This window comes from Pirellulales bacterium (assembly GCA_035499655.1).
GTDB lineage: Bacteria > Planctomycetota > Planctomycetia > Pirellulales > JADZDJ01 > DATJYL01.
This window is the reverse complement of the sequence record DATJYL010000116.1, coordinates 24,407-30,720: the sequence shown is the minus strand read 5'-3', so window position 1 is coordinate 30,720 and position 6,314 is coordinate 24,407. Positions and strand designations below refer to the sequence as shown.

At 58.8% G+C, this 6,314-nt stretch carries 4 protein-coding genes; all 4 read right to left on the bottom strand.

Annotated features, from left to right (window positions below):
- The coding region (gene mutL, locus VMJ32_08495; protein HTQ39054.1) for a DNA mismatch repair endonuclease MutL at positions 1-1,568 on the bottom strand (1,568 nt) is incomplete at its 3' end.
- A 69-nt stretch (positions 1,569-1,637) separates the two neighbouring features.
- Entirely contained in the window at positions 1,638-3,074 is a 1,437-nt protein-coding gene (locus VMJ32_08490; protein ID HTQ39053.1) for a sigma-54 dependent transcriptional regulator, read from the bottom strand.
- Positions 3,075-3,173: 99 nt separating this feature from the next.
- The gene (locus VMJ32_08485) at positions 3,174-3,926 is read right to left on the bottom strand and encodes an ATP-binding protein (protein ID HTQ39052.1); all 753 of its coding nucleotides are present in this window, start codon (positions 3,924-3,926) and stop codon (positions 3,174-3,176) included.
- 162 nt (positions 3,927-4,088) lie between these two features.
- Positions 4,089-6,260: a polyribonucleotide nucleotidyltransferase gene (gene pnp / locus VMJ32_08480; GenBank protein HTQ39051.1), complete on the bottom strand. Its 2,172-nt coding sequence runs from the start codon at positions 6,258-6,260 to the stop codon at positions 4,089-4,091.
- Between the last annotated feature and the right edge of the window lie 54 nt (positions 6,261-6,314).

The window sequence follows — 6,314 nt, the reverse complement described above, 5'->3', positions numbered from 1 at the left end:
TTGCCCAGCGCGGCGGCCGCTTCCGCCGGACTCAAATCTACCGCTTCCGGAACCAACAACCGCTGTGTTTCCAATGAACCGGCCAGCACCCGCTCCCGCAACTGTTCGTACAAAATCCGCTCGTGCAGCGCATGCTGATCGATCACCACCACTCCCTCGTCGCTCTCGGCAATCAAGTAGCGATTATGAACCTGCATCGCCGGCACACCGTGCGAACCTGTGAATCGCGAGTTCGGCACAGGCAAGTTTGCCCCCGGCTGCGTTGTCGCCGCTATTTCGCCACTTGCCCGCGGAGCTTGCTCCGCGGTTCGATTGGACTTCGCCGGTTGTAGCACAGGCCGCTCAATCCGCACCAACTCCAACGGCTTCCGCTCGCTGCCGCTGTCTGACTGATCGCTAACCACTGGCCACTGACCTCTCCCCTGCCCCGCCAATTCTCCTTTGGCCCACGCCACCAATTCCTCGCGCTGCCGCTGGGCCTGTAATTCATCGATTGCCGCCGTCGGGTCCTCGCTCGCCCTTGGCTCCATTCCCCACCGTGTTTCCGCTGCTACTGTCGGACGCAACTTCGTGTTCAAATCCACTGTCAAAAATTTCGTCCGCAGCGTGCCCAACAATTGGCTGTACAACCGGCCGGAATCGGCAAATCGCACTTCCAACTTCGTAGGATGCACATTTACGTCGACCGCTTCCGGCGGCATTTCGATCCGCAAAAAAGCGATCGGGTAACGTCCGCTCAAAACCAGTCCCCGATACGCCTCGCTCAAGGCGTGTTGTAACGCCCGGTCCCGAATGGCCCGGCCATTCAACAGCACGTATTGCATCCGCGGATGGCTGCGCGTTTGGCTGGGATGGGCCGCATAACCTGTCAGCCGCACCTCGCCATCCGCACTTTCTACCGGAATCAGCGCATCGGCCAGTTCGCCGCCAAACACGGCCGCAATCCGCTCGCTCCAAGCAGTCACCGGCGGCAAATCATAAATCGTCTTCTCATTTTGCCGCAGCGTGAAATGTATCTGCGGAAACGCCAGCGCCACCCGCGTAAACGCCTCACCGGCGTGCCCCATCTCGGTCTGAGCGGTGCGTAAAAACTTCCGCCGCACCGGCGTATTGAAAAACAAATGGTGAACTTCGATGGCCGTGCCCACCGGACAGCCGCACGGCGCGACCGGCTCGGCATGTCCGCCGCTCACGACAATTTCCGCGCCGGCTTCAGCTTCCGCCGGTCGGCTCCGCAGCACCAGGCGACTTACTTCCGCAATCGAAGCCAGCGCCTCGCCGCGAAAACCAAGCGTCCCCACCCGGAATAAATCGTCCGCATCGGCAATTTTGCTGGTGGCGTGCGCCACCACCGCCAGCGGCAACTGCTCAGCCGTAATGCCGCAGCCGTTGTCGACCACGCGCACCAGCTCCGCGCCCCCCTGCTCCACCGTCACGTCAATGCGCGTGGCCCCTGCGTCGACAGCATTTTCCAACAATTCTTTCACGACGCTGGCCGGCCGTTCAATCACTTCGCCCGCGGCGATTTTGTTGACCACACTCGGCGATAATTCGCGAATCAGCGGCATGTTTCCATACTTTCCATCCAAGCCGATCACTTGCGATCGGTTTCCCAAGCCCAAGGCGTCGGCTTGGGATCAAAGTCCGTATTCTTTAATCTTCCGGTACAGCGTCCGTTCCCCCATCCCCAGCATTTCCGCCGCCTGCTCGCGATTTCCGCCGGTCAGCTTGAGCGTTTCGGCAATGACAATTTTCTCAATTTCCTCCAGCGGCTTGCCCACCAGCGACATGATTCCGGCTGCGGCCATGTTTTCGCTGCCGCCGCTTGCCGCCCCGCCGGCTGTTCCCCCTGCAGCGGTTTGTCCCGCAAATTCCATCGGCAAATCGTCCACATCCAGCACGCCGTCGAAATCGACCACGATCATGCTTTCGATGGTGTTGCGTAATTCCCGCACGTTGCCCGGCCAGTTGTAGCTCATCAACTTAATCCGCGCCGTCGGCGACATGCTTTTGATTTGCTTGTGATGCCGCTTGGCAAATTGCCTGATGAAGTGCTCGATCAGTAGCGGAATATCTTGCGCCCGATCAACTAACCGCGGTAGCGAAATGGTTACCACTTTCAGCCGGTGGTATAAATCGCTGCGAAATGTGCCCCCGGCAATCGCGTCTTCCAAATTCTGATTGGTCGCCGACAAAATGCGAACATTGACTTTAATCGGATCGTTGCTGCCGACTCGGGTAATTTCCCCGCTTTCCAGCACCCGCAACAGCTTAATTTGCGTCGGCGGCGGCATGTCGCCCACTTCGTCCAAAAACAACGTCCCGCCGTGGGCGTATTCGAACTTCCCCACCCGGTCGGTCGAAGCATCGGTGAAAGCCCCTTTCACGTGCCCAAACAATTCGCTTTCCAAAATGTTCTCGCTGAGCGCCGCGCAGTTCAGCGCCACAAACGGTTTTGCTTTCCGCGGACTGTTTTGATGAATCGCCTGCGCCACCAACTCCTTGCCTGTGCCGGTTTCGCCGGTGATCAGCACGCTGGCGTCGGTCGGTGCAATCCGCCGCAACCGCTCGATGACCGCGTTCATCTGCGGACTGGAACCGACGACCCCTTCGAAGCCGAATTTCTCGTCCAGCCGGCGGTTCAGTTCCTCGTTGGTTTTTCGCAGCCGGGCCGATTCCGCCGCCTTCTCCGCCACCACCCGCAGTTGGGCCAGATCAAGCGGCTTTTGCAAGTAATTGAACGCTCCCTGTTGCATGGCCGAAACGGCCGACGCCACAGTGCCGTGCCCTGTGGCCAAAATCACCTCTGCCTCCGGTAGCGATTGCTTGGTCCGCTTCAGCACTTCCAAGCCGTCAATGTCGGTCATTTTCAAATCGGTGATGACCACGTCGTACGAGTTGTTTCCAATCATTTGTACGCCTTGCGTGCCGCTGGTGGCCACTTCGCAACCAAAGCCCACGCGCTGCAGGCTTTCGGCCACGGTATGAGCGTGCGCGGCGTCGTTATCGACAATCAGCACGTGAATGTCGGCGGCCTTGATGGCCGCAGCGTCAACTTCGGCAGCAGGAGTCATGGCCGCGATGATACCGGGTGAAGGTAGCCGGTGCCTAGTGTCTGCCGTGGGGTAATAGAAAAGCGATGCCCAACGCGACCCGCCACAACCCTTTTTCTCTCAACTGCCTACCGCCCCCAGCCGCGCCGGCGTCGGCAAGACAATCGTGAATTTCGTGCCCCGCCCAACTTCGCTTTCCATGGCCATGCGTCCGCCGTGGGCTTCGACGATTTTTTTCGCCGTCGGCAAACCCAATCCGCTGCCGCCGGACTTGGTGGAATAAAACGCCTCGAAAATGTGCTGCTGCACTTCCGGCTCCATGCCGCCGCCGGTATCGATCAAATCCAGCAGCACCGCCCCAGGCATTTCGCGGGTTCGCACCACCAACTGCCCGCCGCCGGGCATCGCCTGCTGGGCATTCAATATCAAATTCAATAGCGCCGCTTGAAAGGTTTCCTTATCCAACTGCACGGCCGGCAACTCAGGGTCGAAATATCGGATAATGTCGATCTGCGCCTCGTCCGCTTGCGGCTGATAAAAATCCAAAGCGCGCGCCACTTCCGCATTCAAATCCGCCGGCTGCAAATTGAGCTGACCCAATCGCGCAAACCGCAAAAAATCGTTCAGCAAATTCTCCAGCCGCGTGCATTCGCTTTGCACCAGCTGAACTTTGGCCAGCGCCCGTCGAGCGCTATGGTCCGGCGATTCCGCCAAATCTTCCGCCAACAACTCCATGTTCAGCCGAATGGTCGATAGCGGATTTTTAATCTCGTGTGCCAACCCTCCGGCCAACGCCGCTAATTCCGTGTACTGATCCGCCGCGCTGCGGGCAGAATCGCCAGACGGACCAGAAGATTTTGCCGGTTCGAGCATGGAATCAGGATAATGACGAAGCTAGAAGGACAAATGAATAACCAATGTCCCATCTACCAATGGCCGGTTGAGCCGACGCACCTTGGTCATTGGAATTTCGTCATTCATTGATCATTCGTCATTAGACATTCGTCATTCACCGCTACCGACCGGCCGCCACATTCAACTCCGCTCTGCGTCTCTGCGTCTCTGCGGTTCTTCGCCCCCTTGGCCGCCATGCCCGTTCCCGCCGGCTGGCGCTTGGCCCAGCTCTCGCAGGGCCTGCTTCCGGCTCAGCTTCACGCGGTCTTGGTCGTCCACGGCGATCACTTTCACCTGGATAAATTCGCCCATCTTCACCACGTCGCCCACGCTGCGCACAAATTCGTCCGACAGTTCGCTAATGTGGCACAGCCCATCCTTGCCGGGCAGAATTTCCACAAACGCGCCGAAATCTTTGATGCTGGTCACGCGGCCTTCGTAAATCCGGCCGATTTGCACTGAAGCCGTCAGCGATTCCACCGCTTCCATGGCCGCCTTAGCGCTGGCCGCATCGTCGCTGGCCACAATCACGGTGCCGTCGTCGTCCACTTCGATGACCGCGCCGGTCCGCTCCTGAATGCCGCGGATGGTTTTGCCGCCCGGGCCAATCAGCGCACCGATCTTTTCCGGATCGATCTTCGTGCGCAACAGCCGCGGCGCGGTGGGCGAAATGTCGGTCCGTGGCCGCGGAATGGCCGTCAACATTTTCCGCAATATCTGAATCCGCGCCTCTCGCGCCTGCTGGAGCGTCCCTTCGATAATTTGCTGGCTAATGCCGTTGATTTTCAAATCGAGCTGAATCCCCGTGATCCCCTTTTGCGTGCCGGCCACTTTGAAATCCATGTCGCCGAAGTGATCCTCATCGCCGATAATATCCGTCAGCAAAATCCATTGGGTGTCCGAGTCCTTCACCAAGCCGATGGAAATGCCCGCCACCGGGTTGCTGATCGGCACGCCGGCCGCCATTAATCCCAGCGTCGCTCCGCACACACTGGCCATCGAACTGGAACCGTTCGATTCGAATATGTCGGACATCACCCGCACGGTGTACGGAAAATCGTCCGGGTCGGGCAGCACCGGCTTTACGCTCCGTTCCGCCAGCGCCCCGTGGCCAATTTCTCGGCGGCCAGGGCCAGTGATGCGCTTGACTTCGCCCACCGAAAACGGCGGGAAATAATAATCCAGCATGAATTTTTTCGCGTATTCCTCGAACAGTCCATCCACGCGCTGCTCGTCCTTGCTGGTGCCCAGCGTAACGGTAATTAGCGCCTGCGTTTCGCCACGCTGGAACACCGCCGAACCGTGAACCCGCGGCAGCACGTCGATTACGCATTCAATGTCGCGCAGCGTTTTGTGGTCGCGGCCATCTGCCCGAGTACCGGAAAGAATGAGATCGCGGACCACGCGCTCTTCCAATTTGTGCCAGGCCGTGTCAAAGGCCGCCCCATCAATCGCCCCTTCGGCCGTCGCATCAGGAATCAAAGCGGCTTTCGCCTTCTCCTTCAATTCACTGACCGCCGCCGCACGATTTTGCTTCCCCACCGTTTGCTTTGCGGTTTTGAAGTCGTTGTAGTATTGCGCCTTGATTTTGTTGTAAATGCCGTCGTCGGCAGGCTCGACAAACTCCGCCTTCTGCACTTGTGCTTTGGCGCACAATTCTTCCTGCAACGCCACAATTTCTTTGATGATGCGATGCGCCTCCGCCAATGCCGCCGCCATTTGTTCCTCCGGCATTTCGCGGGCAAAACCTTCGATCATCAGCACCGCGTCGCGACTGCCCGAAACGATTAGGTCCAGCTCGCTTTCTTCCAGTTGATCGTGCGTCGGGAACGGCACAAACTTGCCGTCGATCATGCCCAATCGCACCGAACCCAACGGGCCTTGAAACGGCAGCGGCGAAAGCGCCAGAGCCGCCGAAGCGCCGTTCATCGCCAGCACATCTCCATCATTTTGCCGGTCGCTGGCCAGCACAAACGATTGAATCTGCACCTCGTCCAGAAATCCCGTCGGAAACAACGGCCGAATGGGGCGGTCCATCAGCCGCGCAGTCAGCGTTTCCTTCATCGTTGGGCGGCCTTCCCGTTTCAAAAAACCGCCGGGAAATTTTCCCGCCGCTGCCGTCCGTTCGCGATAATCGCAAGTGAGCGGAAAAAAATCACCGCCCCCGGCGCGCGGCGGGCCGCTGGCCACGGCCGCAATCACCACCGTGTCGCCGTACCGCACCAGGCAACTGCCTGCCGCCTGCTTGGCAAAAAAACCTGTTTCAATCGAAAATACGCTGTCTCCAATTTGCTTTTCTACTCGAGCTTTCAATGGATCGTTCCTGTGTGAAGTATTTGGGTGTTTCGTTCTCTGCGTGTTCGGGAT

Coding starts and splice junctions, on each gene's coding strand:
- VMJ32_08490 (HTQ39053.1), bottom strand. CDS start 3,074: ATGACTCCTGCTGCCGAAGTTGACGCTGCGGCCATCAAGGCCGCCGAC.
- VMJ32_08485 (HTQ39052.1), bottom strand. CDS start 3,926: ATGCTCGAACCGGCAAAATCTTCTGGTCCGTCTGGCGATTCTGCCCGC.